This is a genomic window from Rahnella laticis, from assembly GCF_015644585.1.
Classification (GTDB): Bacteria; Pseudomonadota; Gammaproteobacteria; order Enterobacterales; family Enterobacteriaceae; genus Rahnella; species Rahnella laticis.
Genome location: NZ_JADOBI010000008.1, coordinates 35,159 through 51,304 on the forward strand (window position 1 = coordinate 35,159; position 16,146 = coordinate 51,304).

At 53.1% G+C, this 16,146-nt stretch carries 11 protein-coding genes; 5 read left to right on the forward strand and 6 right to left on the reverse strand.

Annotation, left to right across the window (positions count from 1 at the left end; all coding sequences use genetic code 11):
• Positions 1 to 72 precede the first annotated feature (72 nt).
• The 3 genes from znuA to lpxM all read left to right on the forward strand — a co-directional run bounded on the left by znuA (position 73) and on the right by lpxM (position 3,421).
• On the forward strand, positions 73 to 993 hold the full coding sequence (znuA, locus tag IV433_RS17585; RefSeq protein WP_195815360.1) for a zinc ABC transporter substrate-binding protein ZnuA: 921 nt from the start codon (positions 73 to 75) through the stop codon (positions 991 to 993).
• Between the two features lie 20 nt (positions 994 to 1,013).
• Positions 1,014 to 2,348, forward strand: coding sequence for a murein DD-endopeptidase MepM (mepM, locus tag IV433_RS17590; protein ID WP_165057806.1), 1,335 nt, complete (start codon positions 1,014 to 1,016; stop codon positions 2,346 to 2,348).
• Between the two features lie 92 nt (positions 2,349 to 2,440).
• A complete protein-coding gene (lpxM, locus tag IV433_RS17595) occupies positions 2,441 to 3,421 on the forward strand; it encodes a lauroyl-Kdo(2)-lipid IV(A) myristoyltransferase (protein WP_195815235.1) in 981 nt (326 codons plus the stop codon).
• Positions 3,422 to 3,482: 61 nt separating this feature from the next.
• On the opposite strand, the gene IV433_RS17600 is transcribed toward lpxM, so the two are convergent.
• From IV433_RS17600 to IV433_RS17625, 6 genes are all read right to left on the reverse strand, one after another.
• Positions 3,483 to 4,703, reverse strand: a complete 1,221-nt coding sequence (locus tag IV433_RS17600; RefSeq protein WP_195815236.1) for an MFS transporter — start codon at positions 4,701 to 4,703, stop codon at positions 3,483 to 3,485.
• 79 nt (positions 4,704 to 4,782) lie between these two features.
• Positions 4,783 to 7,167, reverse strand: a complete 2,385-nt coding sequence (locus IV433_RS17605; RefSeq protein ID WP_195815237.1) for a GNAT family N-acetyltransferase — start codon at positions 7,165 to 7,167, stop codon at positions 4,783 to 4,785.
• A gap of 14 nt (positions 7,168 to 7,181) precedes the next feature.
• Positions 7,182 to 8,507, reverse strand: a complete 1,326-nt coding sequence (locus tag IV433_RS17610) for a lysine N(6)-hydroxylase/L-ornithine N(5)-oxygenase family protein (RefSeq protein ID WP_195815238.1) — start codon at positions 8,505 to 8,507, stop codon at positions 7,182 to 7,184.
• A 13-nt stretch (positions 8,508 to 8,520) separates the two neighbouring features.
• On the reverse strand, positions 8,521 to 10,089 hold the full coding sequence (locus tag IV433_RS17615; protein ID WP_229893476.1) for a pyridoxal phosphate-dependent decarboxylase family protein: 1,569 nt from the start codon (positions 10,087 to 10,089) through the stop codon (positions 8,521 to 8,523).
• 633 nt (positions 10,090 to 10,722) lie between these two features.
• Complete coding sequence (gene pyk / locus IV433_RS17620; RefSeq protein WP_195815239.1) at positions 10,723 to 12,165, reverse strand: pyruvate kinase; 1,443 nt, start codon at positions 12,163 to 12,165, stop codon at positions 10,723 to 10,725.
• A 233-nt stretch (positions 12,166 to 12,398) separates the two neighbouring features.
• Positions 12,399 to 13,268 carry a MurR/RpiR family transcriptional regulator gene (locus IV433_RS17625; protein ID WP_195815240.1) on the reverse strand — a complete coding sequence of 290 codons (870 nt, stop codon included), beginning with the start codon at positions 13,266 to 13,268 and terminating at the stop codon, positions 12,399 to 12,401.
• Between the two features lie 410 nt (positions 13,269 to 13,678).
• Between IV433_RS17625 and zwf the strand changes: the two genes are divergently transcribed.
• Together zwf and IV433_RS17635 are read left to right on the forward strand one after the other, a co-directional pair.
• Positions 13,679 to 15,154 carry a glucose-6-phosphate dehydrogenase gene (gene zwf / locus IV433_RS17630; RefSeq protein ID WP_152327060.1) on the forward strand — a complete coding sequence of 492 codons (1,476 nt, stop codon included), beginning with the start codon at positions 13,679 to 13,681 and terminating at the stop codon, positions 15,152 to 15,154.
• Between the two features lie 204 nt (positions 15,155 to 15,358).
• Complete coding sequence (locus tag IV433_RS17635) at positions 15,359 to 16,000, forward strand: bifunctional 4-hydroxy-2-oxoglutarate aldolase/2-dehydro-3-deoxy-phosphogluconate aldolase (RefSeq protein ID WP_195815241.1); 642 nt, start codon at positions 15,359 to 15,361, stop codon at positions 15,998 to 16,000.
• The last annotated feature ends 146 nt before the right edge of the window (positions 16,001 to 16,146 follow it).

A 16,146-nucleotide genomic window follows, 5' to 3' on the forward strand; every position in this document is an offset into this window, starting at 1 on the left:
TCGGATGTTATAATATTGCGTTTCGCGAAAAATAACCAGTTTTCCCCCAACACGAAGATGAGTTCACCCCGCATGATACAGAAAAAAAGCGTTAAACGGATGTTACTGGCAGCCGCAATCCTTAGTTCCGGTGCGGTTTTCAGCGCTCAGGCCGCCGTTCTGGCCTCCGTTCGTCCGCTGGGGTTTATAGCCGCAGCCATTGCCGACGGCGTAATGCCGACCGAAGTATTATTGCCCGATGGCGCGTCGCCGCATGATTTTGCGCTGCGGCCTTCGGATATTCAGCGTATGCGAACTGCGGATCTGGTGGTGTGGGTGGGGCCGGAAATGGAAGCCTTTATGACCAAATCGGTCGCGCAGTTGCCGCCGAATCGTCAGGTGGAAATCGCCGCACTTCCGGCGGTGAAACCGATGCTGATCAAAGGCAGCGATGATGATGAACATGACCACGATCACGACGACGGCGACCATCATCACGGCGAATACAATATGCACGTCTGGCTGTCGCCGGAAATCGCCCGCGAGACCGCCATTGTCATCCATAACAAGCTCGTGCAGCTCGTTCCGCAGAAAAAGCAACAATTAGATGCAAATTTGTCGCATTTTGAAGAGAGCTTGACAAAAGCTGACAAAAACCTTGGTAGTATTCTGCAACCTGTTCAGGGTAAGGGATATTTTGTTTTTCACGATGCCTATGGCTACTTTGAAAAACACTTCGGCCTTTCGCCACTTGGTCACTTCACGATCAATCCCGAAATACAACCTGGCGCACAGCGTTTACATCTCATTCGAACACAGTTGGTTGAGCAAAAAGCGACCTGCGTTTTTGCTGAGCCACAATTCAGGCCGGCCGTCATAACGGCTGTTGCCCAGGGAACAAAAGTGCGTATGGGCACATTGGATCCGCTGGGGAGCGGCATTGTACTGGGCGCGGACAGCTACGTGAACTTCCTGTCACAGCTGACGAACCAGTATTTGAGCTGCCTGAAGTAAGCTAAAAGGACAGAATTTAAGTGCAGCTGATAGCCCGATCTATCGCTCTGGCGTATAGCAACCTTCCACGGCCCCACCGCATTATGCTGGGGTCGCTGACCGTCGTCACACTGGCCGTCGCCGTCTGGAAACCGTTAGCCTATCACCCGGACAATGACCTTTCCGACACCAAACCGCTGGTTAAAAACATCACGTTAGATAACCAGCAATTGCGTTCGCTGCTTCCCGAAGCCAGTGAGCCTATCGATCAGTCGCCTCCGGCTGACGATGATATTCCTCAGGACGATCTGGACGATAAAACCGCGAACGAAGCGGGCGTTCATGAATACGTGGTTTCTACCGGCGATACCCTCAGCAGCATTCTGAATCAGTACGGCATTGATATGTCGGAAATTGCTGCGCTTTCGGACGCTAACCGTGATTTGCGTAACCTGAAAATCGGCCAGCAATTGTCATGGACGTTAAACGATGCGGGCGATTTACAGCGCCTGACGTGGGAGAAATCCCGTCGCGAAACGTACACGTTTGACCGCTCCGGCAATACCTTCAAATCTTCACTGGAAACCCTGAAAGGCGAGTGGAAAGACTCGGTCATTAAAGGCACGCTGAACGGCAGTTTCGTGACCAGCGCCAAAGCGGCCGGGCTCACCAGCGGTGAAGTCAGCGCGGTTATCAAAGCGCTCCAGTGGCAGCTCGATTTCCGTAAATTGCAGAAAGGCGATGATTTCGCGGTGCTGATGTCTCACGAAGTGCTGGAAGGGAAAAACGAGCAGAGCGAATTGCAGGCTGTGCATATGCGTTCCGGCGGCAAAGATTATTACGCCGTGCGTGCGGAAGACGGTAAATTTTACGACCGCACCGGCAGCGGGCTGGCGAAAGGTTTCCTGCGTTTCCCGACCGGCAAACAGTATCGCGTTTCCTCAAACTTTAACCCGCGTCGTCTGAATCCGGTCACGGGCCGCGTTGCGCCACACCGTGGTGTCGATTTCGCGGTGCCTGTCGGTACGCCGGTGCTTGCGGTGGGCGACGGCGAAGTCGTGGTCGCGAAAAACGGTGGTGCGGCCGGTAACTATGTCGCTATCCGTCATGGTCGCCAGTACATGACCCGCTATATGCACCTGCGCAAACTTCTGGTAAAACCTGGCCAGAAAGTGAAACGTGGCGACCGCATTGCGCTTTCCGGTAACACCGGCCGTTCAACCGGCCCGCATCTGCATTTCGAAATGTGGATTAACCAGCTGGCCGTCAATCCTCTGACCGCCAAACTGCCTCGTACCGAAGGGCTGACAGGTAAAGATCGCAGTACTTACCTGGCAACCGTCCGCGAAGTCGTCCCTCAGCTGAAGCTGGACTGAACCTCAGGTTATACTGATTCGCTGCCGTGATTTATTGCAAAATAACTCACGGCACTTATCATTAAGCCAGAATTTGTCATAAGAGCCTGAGCATGCAGCCAGAAAAAGAAAAACGATCATCCGTAGAATTTATTCCGCAATTTCAGAAAGCCTTTTACCATCCGCGCTACTGGGGCGTCTGGCTGGGCGTCGGGGCGATGGCCGGTATGGCTTATCTGCCTGCGAAAGTCCGCGATCCGATTTTAGGCAGTCTGGGCCGTCTGGCCGGAAAGTTTGCCAAAGGCGCACGTCGTCGTGCGCAGATCAACCTGTTGTATTGCCTGCCCGAAACCCCGGAAGCTGAGCGCGAACATATCATTGACGAAATGTTTGCCACCGCGCCGCAGTCGATGGTGATGATGGCGGAGCTGGCACTCCGTGACCCCAAAAAAATCACGCAGCGCATCCACTGGCACAGCAAGGAAATTGTCGACCAGATGCAGCGCGACGGCAAAAATGTGATTTTTTTGGTGCCACACGGCTGGGCTGTGGATATCCCGGCGATGCTGATGGCCGCCAGCGGTCAGCCAATGGCCGCCATGTTCCATAACCAGAAAAATCCGCTGACGGATTATCTGTGGAACAGCGTGCGTCGCCGCTATGGCGGGCGTTTACATGCCCGAAATGACGGGATCAAACCCTTCATCAGCTCCGTGCGTCAGGGTTACTGGGGGTATTATCTGCCGGATCAGGATCACGGCGCGGAACACAGCGAATTCGTTGATTTCTTTGGAACCTATAAGGCAACGTTGCCTGCGGTAGGGCGTCTGATGAAAGTCTGCCGTGCGCAGATAGTGCCGCTTTTCCCGGTGTATAACGGCAAAGAGCAACGTCTGGATATTTTTGTGCGGCCACCGATGGATGATCTGGCGACGGCAGATGATATCCGGATAGCGCGCCGTATGAATGAAGAGGTGGAATTGCTGGTCGGGCCAAATCCTGAGCAATACACCTGGATCCTGAAATTGCTGAAGACGCGCAAGCCGGGTGAACCGGAGCCGTATTCCCGTAAAGAGCTTTTCCCGAAAAAGTAAGTGTTAAATATCGGACAGAACGAAAGAGGCTGAGCGCAAAACTCAGCCTCTTCTGCATTTGTTATCCCGCTTTTATAGCGCGTTTCAGAAACAGCGTAATCAGCAGGGTTCCCGCCGCACCGAACAGCAAACCGGCCAGCATGAAAATGCCGTAGCCCTGTGTGAAATAAAGTTGTTTCGCCAGTTCAATCCCTGTCGCAAAAACCACAATGGTGATCAGCCCGAGCGCCGCGGCCACGGTGCCTTTGCCCGTCGGGCTGGAGAACAGCGTCAGCCGGTAAAGCCCGGCATTGACCAGCCCGGAGCCCAGCGCATACAGGCTCAGCCCCGCCGTTATCCAGTACCAGGCATTAACCCTAAACAACGCCGCATAAGCGCTGATGCAAAGCCCGAGCACAATCGGCAAAATTCCCAGCCAGACCGGCGTACGGATATGCACTTTGCCACTGAGTTTACTCAGCGCAACGTTGCCGATGATAAGCCCGGTAAATACCGGAACCTGAAGCCAGCCGTATTGTAACGGCGTCATTCCGGCGTCCTGAATCAGCAGTACCGGCGACTGCGCAACCCAGGCCAGCAGCGGCAACGTGATCAGCCCGATCGATAACGAGCCGGTGACCACGCCAGTATTGGTGAACACTTCGCGGTAATCCGCCAGTAAGCGGCGTATCGAGAAACGCCCGTCGCGGCCAGACGCCGTTTCCGGCATGCTGCGCCACAGGCCCCAGAATGACAGCGCGGAGATCAGCGCAAACAGCGCAAACATCGCTTTCCACGGCGCGTAGTGAATGAACGCCGCGCCCGCCAGCGGCCCGAGCAGTGGCGCGATCAGCGTGATATTGGCCATCAGCGCCATCAGCTTTACGCTCAGGGCTTCGCTGAACGCTTCCTGAATGGCGGCGTAACCCACCGCGCCGATAAAGCACAGGCTCATGCCCTGTAAAAAACGCATCAGAATGAATTGCTCGATGCTTTGCGTGAATACCGTGAGAAAGCAGGTGACGGTAAAAAAGGCCACGCCCGTCAGCAAAACCGGTCTGCGGCCCAGCCGGTCAGAGAGCGGCCCGAGCAGCCATTGCAGAAGAATTCCGCCACACAGATAAGCGGTCAGCGAGGTGGAAACCCAGTCGGCGCTGGCGCTGAAGTCGCTGATCACCTGCAACATACCCGGCTGAATCATATCGTGGGCAATATAGGTGGCGAATTCGAACATCACCAGCGACAGCGGAAACAGCCACTGACGCCAGCTCAGCTGAGAGGCGGGTTCAGAAACGGACGACATAACAAGACTTCTCCATTGCTCAAAATCAGAAAAGCGCGACCCTCTCAGGCCGCGCTAAAAAACGTGTTAAGTGCGGGACTCAGTATTTATTCGCGTAGGCCGCAATCGGGTTTTCCAGCGTCCCGGCAAACTTGAGGTTTTGCGCCGGATCCGACAGGTTGATCATCTGTTGGTTATTTGCCAGTTGCAGACGGTTCAGGCAGGAATGCGTGAACTCCGCGCCAAACATGTCGTAACGGGCAAACTTCTCAGCCAGCTCCGGATACTGAATCTGGTAATCGCGGACGACTTCCGCCACCACCTGCCAGAACTGTCCGGCCGGATAATTGCCGTTTTCTTCCAGAATTCGGGCGATAAAGCGGAACACACCGGCAAACACGTCGGTGAAGATCGACAGGATTTTCAGCTCTTCCGGCACGTCTACCGCCAGACGTTTGGCTTTTTCCGGCAGATGCGCATCCGGATTCATCACGGCGATTTCTTCCGCGATATCTTTCATAAACGCGTTAACCGGAATGTTGTTTTCGAAACGCAGGATCAGGTTTTCGCCGTGCGGCATAAACACCAGATCGTACTGATAGAAGCAGTGCAACAGCGGGCTGAGGTAAGCGTGCATGTAACGCTTGAGCCAGTCGCCGGTCGCCAGACCCGATGATTTGATCATCTCAACAATCAGGGCGTCGCCGTGTTTGTCGGTATGTAAAAGTGCGGCCATGGTCATCAGACGCTGGTTCGGCTGCAACTGAGCCACCGGGTTCTGACGCCACAGCGCGGCAAACATTTTTTTATACGCGCTGTCGCCCTTAATCGCCTCTTCGAAATAGTGGTTGTGATAACCCAGTGAAGCCACTTCCTGAAGAATGCTGAAACCGGTGGACTGCAGGTAGGAATCGTTTTCGACCAGTTCCGCCAGCCATTCGTTGATGCCCGGCGTGGTCGCCATGTAATACGGTGAAAGTCCGCGCATGAAGCCCATATTCAGAATCGACAGCGCAGTTTTCACATAGCGTGCTTTCGGGCGGCTGACGTTATAGAAGGTGCGGATGGACTGCTGCGCGAGATAATTATCCTCGCCTTCGCCCAGATAAATCAGGAACTGGCGGGCGATGTCCGGCGCAAATACCGTCAGTAATTTATTCTGCCACTGCCACGGATGAACCGGCATGAAGTAGTAGTTTTTCGGATCCACACCTTTATCGACCAGACACTGCGTGAACGCGCAAATCTGCGCATCGCCCAGTTCTTCGGCGATCAGTTTTTCGTAGGGCAAACCTTCCACGCTGGCGAAATGAGCTTTGTCGTGATGCACCGCGACCCAGACCAGTTGCAGCGGATTTGCCGCTTCCGGCGCATAACGCACGTAGTCACCGGCATCAAAACCGATGCGGCCATTGTTGGCGATAAAACTTGGATGGCCTTCGGTCATGCTGGTTTCCACGGTCTGGAAATCAGCTTCAGAAAGTTGTTTTGCGGTCGTGTGGTTGTTCGCCAGTTTATACGCGCTGCTGTAAAGCGTGCTGCTGATTTCTTCCATGTAGGTCGGCAACATCGCCTGTGAAATGCCAATCTGACCGGCAAATTCAATGATGAATTTCAGCGCATCCAGCGGTTGCGGCGTGAAGTTATCCAGACGCTGAATGCTGTCGAGATCAATCATCCAGTCGTTCAGCGGTAACTGACGCGCACGGAAACGGTATTCAGTTTCGGAAGCCGGAACGGCCAGCTGATAATCGGTCCAGGTGCCGCTGTTTTGCAGCGCGACCGGCGCGAGCAGGCGTTCGTGCGTCAGCTCAGACAGGCATTTGCGTAACAGCAGGGCATTGGCTTTCGCCCAGATTTCCGGTTGCAGATGCTGGCCGGATTGCAACTGAGATGAAGTCATGGTGTTTTTTTCCTTCTGGCGGGCCTGCAAAAAATCTTCGCGCTGGCAGAAAGCCAGCCACGCGGTTTTATGAGTCAGTTGAATTTGTTTCTGATAGCGGAAACCTGCACGCTTATTCAGTTTGTGGATTTTTTCGTTACGCACGTCCGGCTCAACCACCACGCGTTTCACGTCAGGCTGGCTGAACAGATATTCCATCACGGCTGAAAAGACCTGCCAGCTGAAACCGGAAACGGGCTTATCCGCCGGAGACAGCAAAATGTGCATGCCCATATCGCCGGGCTGAACGTCGTAGTGATCGCGTAATGGATCGTCCTGTACCGGGTAGCATTCGATTAGAAAACGCGGCTGCCCGTCGATTTCGCCCATCAGCGCGGCCAGCGGTTTTCCGGCAGTCAGATCACGGTAGAAAACATCAACGTCGGCCACGCTGCTGTTCTGCATTCCCCAGAAATGTGCGTAAGGCTGCGTCATCCACGCATGCAGGACGGCGGCGTCATTTGCCAGATGCAGCGGGCGTAATGTCAGCTGCCCGGCGTCGCGACGGCAGGTGAACAGGGGAGCGGGTGTAAGTTCAGACATGGGTTATTTCTCCGTTATCTGTCTGCAAGGCTGCGGGCGCAAAAAGTCTGGAAGGCGATCGATTTTTCCACCGGATAGACTTCCTCACCGAGCATTTCACGAATAATGGAACTGTTGCGGTAACACGCCATGCCCAGATCCGGCGTGACGAAACCGTGGGTATGCAGTTCGGCGTTCTGGACAAAAATCTGATTGTTCGCGTCGATGCTGTAGTTGCGGTTGACGGCGTAGCGCCCGGCGTCATCCCACTGAATCCGGTTGTAAATACCTTCGATAAACTGCGGCGGCTGATAACCGTAACCGGTGGCGAGCACCACGGATTCCGTCTGATGGCGATATTCCTGCTGCTGTTCGTGGTGAAGCAGCGTCATCTCCAGCTCGCCTTTGCGGTTACCCGTCAGCGCGGTCAGCTCCGAGTGCGTGTAGAGATCGACATTCAGCGGGCCATCCAGGCGTTTGGTGTACATCAGGTCATAGATGTCGTTGATCAGGCTGATGTTGATGCCTTTGTACAAGCCTTTTTGCTCGCGGTTCAGCTGGTCGCGCTTGCTCATCGGCAGGGCATGGAAGTAATCGATGTACTCCGGCGAGGTCATTTCCAGCGTCAGTTTGCTGTATTCCAGCGGATAGAAACGCGGCGCGCGGGTCACCCAGGTCAGGTGATAATCGTACTTGTCGATTTCTGAAAGCAGGTCGTAATAAATTTCCGCCGCACTCTGGCCGCTGCCAACCACGGTGATGGATTTCGAGCGCTGCATCCGCTCTTTGTTCGGCAGGTAGGCGCTGGAATGATGAACGTTGCTGCCTGCTTCACGGGCGCAGGCCGGCATCCACGGTGACGGACCGGTGCCCAGCACCAGACGTTTGGCGCGGTAAATCTGTTTCTCGCCGCCCCGGGTCGGACGCGCATGCACCAGATAGCATCCGGTTTGTGCGTCCCACGTCACCAGCTCCACGCGCGTGGAAAATTGCAGGCTGGTCAGCTGTTCGCACGCCCACTGGCAATACTGATTGAACTCTTTGCGCATCATGAAGAAGTTTTCACGGATGTAAAAAGAGTACAGTTTTCCCTGTTGCTTCAGATAGTTGAGGAAACTGTAAGGGCTGGTCGGATCGGCCAGCGTCACCAGATCGGCCATAAACGGCGTCTGCAAGTGGGCGCTTTCCAGCATCATGCCGGTATGCCAGTCAAAGCCGTCATTTTGATCTAAAAACAGTCCGTTCAGCGCTTTTACTGGCTCCGTCAGACAGGCCAGGCCGAGGTTGAACGGGCCGATGCCAATCGCAATAAAATCGTAGGTCTGTTTATCTGCATTCAGTTCAGGGGAATTAAGGCTCATGGTGCAACTCCTGTTAGCGGTTCTTCGCGGCGCTCAGCGCGGCGGCGGTCAGTTCTTTGCCGTAATGCGTGATAAGGCTGAGCACATCGGCGACGTCTTCCTTGGTGGTGGTCGGATTGAGCAGGGTGAATTTCAGGTACTGGCGCTGATGCACTTTGGTTCCGGCAATCACGGCGCTGCCGTCGCGGAAAATGGCTTTACGGATGTCGGCGTTGATGGCGTCAATTTGCTCCTGGCTCATCGACATGCGCGGAACAAAGCGGAACACCAGCGTGCTCAGTTCGGGTTTGTGCAACACTTCAATGTTCGGGTTTTGTTCCATCAGCTGATGGGTTTCGGTGGCGCGTTCCAGCAGCACATCGAAGGATTCGCCCAGCGCCTGCTGGCCCATGATGCGCAGCGTCAGCCACATTTTCAGGGCGTCGAAACGTTTGGTGGTCTGGATGCTTTTGTTGACCAGATTCGGCGTGCCTTCCAGTTTTGCACTCAGCGGATTCAGGTATTCCGCGTGGTGAGTGACGTGTTCCAGATGGCGGTGATCGTTGACCAGAAACGCACTGCAACTCACGGGCTGGAAGAAGGATTTGTGATAATCAACGGTCACGGAATCGGCCAGATGAATACCTTCGATGCGCTGGCGGTGCTGCGGGGAAACCAGTAAACCACAGCCATAAGCGGCGTCAGCGTGCATCCAGATTTTCTCTTTGCGGCAGATTTCCGCGATTTCATTGAGCGGATCGATACTGCCGAAATCAGTGGTGCCCGCCGTGGCCACAATGGCAATCGGGATCAAACCTTCTGCGTGACAGCGTTCGATTTCCTGTTTCAGCGCGCTGATATCCATACGGAATTTGTCGTCACAGGCGACAGGCACCACGGCGTCATAGCCGAGGCCGAGCAAGGCGGCGGATTTCTGAATGCTGAAATGGCTGACCTGTGAACTGAAGATGCGCCAGCGGTTAGCTTCCGGCGGTAAGCCCTGATATTTGATGCTGTGCTGCGGACGCGTGCGTTTGCAGTGACTGTCGCGCGCCAGCAACATCGCCATCAGATTTGATTGCGTGCCACCGCTGGTGAAAATACCGTCCGACTGCGCGCCAAAGCCAATGCGTGCCAGCGTCCAGTCGATGACCTTTTGCTCAATCAGCGTACCGCCTGCGCTCTGGTCCCAGGTATCGACGGAAGAGTTGATCGCGCTGATAAAAAGTTCGGCCAGTTGCGACGGAACGACGGTCGGGCAGTTGAGATGTGCGAGGTATTTCGGGTGATGGAAATAAACAGCGTGCTGAAGATATAAATCGTCAAGTTCTTCCAGCGCCAGCCGCGTTCCGTCTAAGGGTTTGGTTAAATCAATATGGCGAAACTGTTCGGCTAATTCGGCAGGGGACACACCCGAAAAAGGCTTTTCGGTCTGATTAATATGAGACTTAATTAATTCAATCCCTTGCTCAATCTGTGCCTGCCAGTCCGGGGTGCTATTTTGATTGAAAATATAACCCTGATTTTTGCTTAATTTTTCCTGAGCAGGCGTGAGGCTATTCGCGCTGTCCTGCATTAATTCCCAATTATTTATCTGGCTCATTCTGGACCCTTTTAATCTGACCTTTTCATCGGGAGCAGGCGCGGGGCGGCCTCCCGAATGTATTAAGGAAATTTCAGTGAACGTAAGCGTTAGCAGGCAGGGCTCATGGCCACGCCTGTTAAGTGTATGGTTAATTATTTTTCTTTATCAGAAATTGCAGGTTATTTGTCTTGTGTGATTTCCTTTGTGCGGATTTATACAAGGTTTTAACGATTGGGAATCATTATAAATGCAAATCATTATCATTCAATAACGACATTGAACATTTAGCAAATACCTGTGTTTTTGATGTTTTTATGTGATCGCAGTCACATAAAAATGTAAATTTGGCTTTGGATACTCTTAATCCTATGAGAGAAGTCTGTATTTGTTATTCAATTCTGTGCTCTCAATCCGGGCATTCAGGATACAAAAAGTTATATTTAGCCATAATAAGTGCAGGTGTAATTTGTTTTTATCACGAAGGGATTGTTGTGATGCAGGGGAGTATTTCCACAAGATGGCAAAATAATGATCAAATTAAGAACGTTAAATGCCTTCATACGGCAGGGGAATAAAAGGATTAAATGCAGGGAAATAAAAAGGCCGATCATAATAATCGGCCATTGAGTTATATTTTATTACATTTAGAGATTAATCAACACGCAACAGGCGGCTGGTATTGGTTGTGCCTATGGTGCTCATGACGTCGCCCTGAGTGATGATCACCAGGTCGCCTGAAAGCAGATAACCTTTATCACGCAGCAAGTTCACCGCGTCCTGAGCGGCTGCGACGCCGTCGTTGACGCTGTCGAAGAAGACCGGCGTGACGCCACGATAAATGGCGGTCAGGTTAAGCGTGTGCTCATGGCGGGACATGGCAAAAATCGGCAGGCCGGAGCTGATACGTGACAACATCAGCGCGGTGCGGCCAGATTCGGTCATGGAGATAATCGCCGAGACGCCTTTCAGATGGTTGGCGGCGTACATCGCTGACATGGCGATGGCTTCTTCGATGTTATCGAATTCCACGTCCAGACGGTGTTTGGAAACGTTGATGCTTGGGATTTTTTCCGCACCGAGACAAACACGCGCCATAGCAGCCACGGTTTCTGACGGATACTGCCCGGCAGCCGTTTCAGCAGAAAGCATCACGGCGTCGGTTCCGTCGAGCACGGCGTTCGCGACGTCCATCACTTCCGCACGGGTTGGCATCGGATTGGTGATCATCGATTCCATCATCTGCGTCGCGGTAATAACAGCGCGGTTGAGCTGACGGGCACGGCGGATCAGTTTCTTCTGAATACCCACCAGTTCCGGGTCACCGATTTCAACGCCCAGGTCACCACGGGCCACCATCACAACATCGGAAGCGAGAATGATGTCATCCATCGCCGCGTCGGTCGCGACGGCTTCAGCACGTTCAACTTTAGAAACGATTTGCGCATTACAGCCGGCATCGCGTGCCAGACGGCGTGCGTAGTTAAGATCTTCGCCCGTGCGTGGGAATGAAACTGCCAGATAATCTACGTCCATTTTGGCCGCAGTAATAATGTCAGCTTTATCTTTTTCAGTCAGGGCTTCAGCGGAAAGACCGCCGCCCAGCTTGTTAATGCCTTTATTGTTGGACAGCGGGCCGCCAACGGTGACTTCGGTGAAGACTTTCATGCCCTGAACTTCGAGCACTTTCAGCTGCACACGGCCATCATCAAGCAGCAGAATGTCGCCCGGTACCACGTCGGCAGGCAGACCTTTGTAGTCGATACCCACTTTCTCTTTATCGCCTTCACCCTTGCTCATGTTGGCGTCGAGCAGGAATTTGTCGCCGATATTCAGGAAAACTTTGCCTTCTTTAAAGGTCGATACGCGGATTTTTGGCCCTTGCAGGTCGCCAAGAATAGCCACGTGGCGGCCAAGACGGGCGGCGATTTCGCGCACTTTGTTGGCGCGCAGGATGTGGTCTTCAGGGGTGCCGTGGGAGAAATTCATACGTACAACGTTTGCACCGGCGGCAATGATTTTTTCGAGGTTGTTGTCGCGGTCAGTTGCAGGACCGAGGGTGGTAACAATCTTGGTTCTTCTGAGCCTTCTGGACATGCCTTACTCCGTTAACTGGTGAAGCAATTATTGTGCAAAAAACAGCGGGTCCACATTGGGTTGAGGTGTAATTGTAATACAAAAGGGTTTCACCTGTGTGACCCGCTGACCTCATGTCTGACATTTGTCCTGCGCACTTTGCGCGTAGATTTTCCGCCAGACTCCCTATTAAATCGTTGGTGTTCAATTAATATGTTTAGTGAATGATTTGCTGCCTGCCGCGCAGGGCAATGTCATTCAGGCAGGTTAGGGACGACAATACCCTTATCAAAGCGCGATTCTTTCAACGCTTCTTTGACCCGCTTCAGGTTATCTCTGAATTTTGCGCCGCGGCGCAAGGTAAAACCGGTGGCCAGTACATCGATCAGCGTCAGTTGTGCAATCCGCGAGACCATCGGCATATAAACGTCGGTGTCTTCGGGCACATCGAGCAGCAGGGCGAGCGTGGCTTCGTGCGCCAGCGGCGTATTAAAAGAGGTAATAGCAATGACCGTGGCATCGTTTTCGCGGGCAAGGTGCGCAAGTTCCACCAGGTTTTTGGTGCGTCCGGTGTGAGAAATCAGCACAACCACGTCGCCTTCGCTGGAATTCATGCAACTCATGCGCTGCATGACGATGTCATCGAAGTAGACCACGGGAATGTTGAAGCGGAAAAATTTGTTCATGGCATCATGCGCGACGGCGGCGGAAGCCCCCAGCCCGAAGAAGGAAATCTTCTTGGCCTGTGTGAGTAAATCGACGGCGCGGTTGATGGCGGCGATATCCAGGGTGTTTTTCACCTGATCGAGGCTGGCCATCGCAGATTCAAAGATTTTACTGGTGTAAGCGCTGACGCTGTCGCTTTCATCCACGTTACGGTTCACATAAGGCGTACCGTTTGCCAGACTTTGTGCCAGATGCAGTTTAAAATCTGGAAACCCTTTTGTGTCGAGACGACGGCAAAAACGGTTTACAGTAGGTTCACTGACGTCGGCCATACGGGCGAGAGTGGCAATACTGGAATGAATAGCAATGTGCGGCGATGCGAGGATAACTTCTGCAACTTTGCGTTCTGACTTGCTCAGAATGTCAAGGCTGGTCTGGATTTTTTCCAATGTATTCATAAGCATGCCACTCATAGGTTTCAACGATTTCTTTGAAAAGAGGAAATCGTTCTGATTTGATGAAAATATACTACGCGCTTCAGGCCGTTGGCAGCGTCAGTCAGGCGAATTTACGGCTTTTTTTGTCAGAGTTTGACCGAGATCTAACTTTCAGTATGGTAAATTCTGTTCAGTTTTGTCATAAAATTACAGAATGCGGTTGGTTTTCGACGCGTCTGGAATACGCAGGATAAAAACAGGGTTTTATCAGCAAGTTATCACGCTGTCAGATCAAGGTTTACGGCTTACGGGCAATCAGAGTACATTGTTGCTGAAATAAAATTACAATATGTACCCGAGATAATTCGAGTTGCAGCTCACGCAAAGGCAACCAGAAATAGATTAGGTATTCCTGCATTGAGGAGAAGAACATGGCGGTAACTCAGACAGCCCAGGCGTGTGATCTGGTAATTTTCGGTGCAAAAGGCGATCTTGCGCGTCGTAAGCTGTTGCCTTCCCTGTATCAGTTAGAGAAAGCAGGTCACATTCACCCTGACACCCGCATCATTGGTGTTGGGCGTGCGGAATGGGACAAAGCGGCCTATACCGAAGTGGTTAAAGAAGCACTCACCACCTTCATGAAAGAAAAAATTGATCCGGAACTGTGGGATAAACTCAGTGCCCGTCTTGATTTCTGTAACCTTGATGTCAACGATCTGAAGCATTTCAAAGTGCTGGGCAAAATGCTTGACCAGCAAAACCGCGCCACCATTAACTACTTTGCGATTGCGCCAAGCCACTTCGGTGCGATTTGCCGTGGTCTGGGTGAAGCAGGGCTGAACAAAGAACCTGCGCGCGTTGTGATGGAAAAACCACTGGGCCACTCTCTGGAGTCTTCTCAGGTCATCAACGATCAGGTTGCGGAGTATTTCGCCGAATCTCAGGTTTACCGTATCGACCATTATCTGGGTAAAGAAACGGTACTGAACCTGCTGGCGCTGCGTTTTGCCAACAACCTGTTCGCCAGCAACTGGGATAACCGCACCATCGATCACGTGCAGATCACCGTTGCGGAAGAAGTGGGTATCGAAGGCCGCTGGGGTTATTTCGATGACGCGGGCCAGATGCGCGACATGATCCAGAACCACTTGCTGCAAATTCTGACCATGATTGCCATGTCGCCTCCGGCGGATCTGAGCACCGACCGTATTCGTGATGAAAAAGTCAAAGTGCTGCGTTCCCTGCGTCGCATCGACCAGTCAAACGTGCGTGAAAACACGGTGCGTGGCCAGTACACCGCTGGTTTCGTCCAGGGCAAAAAAGTGCCGGGCTATCTGGAAGAAGAAGGCGCGAAAAAAACCAGCAGCACCGAAACCTTTGTGTCTATCCGTGTGGATATCGACAACTGGCAGTGGGCTGGCGTGCCGTTCTACCTGCGTACCGGTAAACGTCTGCCGACCAAATGTTCAGAAGTTGTGGTGTACTTTAAGAGCCCGGCGCTCAACCTGTTCCGCGATTCTTATCAGCAGTTGCCGCAGAACAAACTGACCATTCGTCTGCAACCGGACGAAGGTATCGAAATCGAAGTGCTTAACAAGGTTCCGGGTCTGGAACACAAACATCGTTTGCAAACCACCAAACTGGACCTGAGCTTCACCGAAACCTTTAACGAGCAACACATCGCCGATGCCTACGAGCGTCTGCTGCTGGAAACCATGCGTGGGATCCAGGCGCTGTTCGTACGCCGTGACGAAGTGGAAGAAGCCTGGAAATGGGTCGACTCCATCATGAATGCATGGGCGGCGGAAAGCGAAGCGCCAAAACCGTATCAGTCCGGCACATGGGGGCCGGTGGCTTCTGTGGCCATGATTACCCGTGACGGCCGTTCCTGGAACGAGTTTGAATAACCGGTAATCCTTTAAAAAACGCTGCCTGTGCAGCGTTTTTTTATGACATATCAATTCTTTTAGCAGTTAGGAATAGTAGTATCTCGTCGAATCGGGTGTGGTCGGTTTCTGGCAACGTTTTTTCTTTCTGAAAAGTTGCCGGACCCTGTGGCAGGGGCGCGCCATCAATCACAACGGTGCCTGCGGGCATGAACGGAGAACAAGATGAAAAACTGGAAAACAAGCGCGGAACAAATTCTGACCTCAGGGCCGGTTGTTCCTGTGATTGTTATCAACAAACTGGAACATGCGGTTCCGCTGGCGAAAGCGCTGGTTGCCGGTGGTGTGCGGGTGCTGGAAGTGACGTTACGTACCGCTTGTGCGATGGACGCAATCCGTGCGATTGCCAAAGAAGTGCCGGACGCCATTATTGGTGCGGGTACCGTTCTCAATCCTGAACAACTGGCCGAAGTCACCGAAGCAGGCGCTCAGTTTGCGATCAGCCCTGGCCTGACAGACTCTTTGCTGAAAGCAGCCAACGCCGGTTCTATCCCGCTGATTCCGGGTATTTGCACCGTATCAGAACTGATGATGGGTCTCGATGCCGGTCTGCGTGAATTCAAATTCTTCCCGGCGGAAGCCAACGGCGGCGTGAAAGCGTTGCAGGCGATTGCCGGTCCGTTCCCGCAAGTGCGTTTCTGCCCGACCGGCGGGATTTCACCGGCGAACTACCGTGATTATCTGGCGCTGAAAAGCGTGCTGTGCATCGGCGGTTCATGGCTGGTGCCTGCGGACGCGCTGGAAAGCGGCGATTACGCACGTATCACGCAACTGGCAAAAGAAGCCGTTGCGGGCGCAAAAGCGTAATACCCGTCATCCTTCGGGCCGCCTCTGCGTTGGCTGCCCTCTCGAACCCCGGTCACATACTGAATGTATGCTCCCGGGGATTCACTCAGTTGCCGCCTTGATGCGACCCGAATGTTTAGGGTATTTCAAAATGCGAAAACCTCCCG

What these genes read in the sequence shown, in the direction of transcription:
- znuA (WP_195815360.1), top strand. Translation starts at nt 73, where the DNA reads ATGATACAGAAAAAAAGCGTTAAACGGATGTTACTGGCAGCCGCAATC.
- lpxM (WP_195815235.1), top strand. Translation starts at nt 2,441, where the DNA reads ATGCAGCCAGAAAAAGAAAAACGATCATCCGTAGAATTTATTCCGCAA.
- IV433_RS17600 (WP_195815236.1), bottom strand. Translation starts at nt 4,703, where the DNA reads ATGTCGTCCGTTTCTGAACCCGCCTCTCAGCTGAGCTGGCGTCAGTGG.
- IV433_RS17605 (WP_195815237.1), bottom strand. Translation starts at nt 7,167, where the DNA reads ATGTCTGAACTTACACCCGCTCCCCTGTTCACCTGCCGTCGCGACGCC.
- IV433_RS17610 (WP_195815238.1), bottom strand. Translation starts at nt 8,507, where the DNA reads ATGAGCCTTAATTCCCCTGAACTGAATGCAGATAAACAGACCTACGAT.
- IV433_RS17615 (WP_229893476.1), bottom strand. Translation starts at nt 10,089, where the DNA reads ATGAGCCAGATAAATAATTGGGAATTAATGCAGGACAGCGCGAATAGC.
- pyk (WP_195815239.1), bottom strand. Translation starts at nt 12,165, where the DNA reads ATGTCCAGAAGGCTCAGAAGAACCAAGATTGTTACCACCCTCGGTCCT.
- IV433_RS17625 (WP_195815240.1), bottom strand. Translation starts at nt 13,268, where the DNA reads ATGAATACATTGGAAAAAATCCAGACCAGCCTTGACATTCTGAGCAAG.
- zwf (WP_152327060.1), top strand. Translation starts at nt 13,679, where the DNA reads ATGGCGGTAACTCAGACAGCCCAGGCGTGTGATCTGGTAATTTTCGGT.
- IV433_RS17635 (WP_195815241.1), top strand. Translation starts at nt 15,359, where the DNA reads ATGAAAAACTGGAAAACAAGCGCGGAACAAATTCTGACCTCAGGGCCG.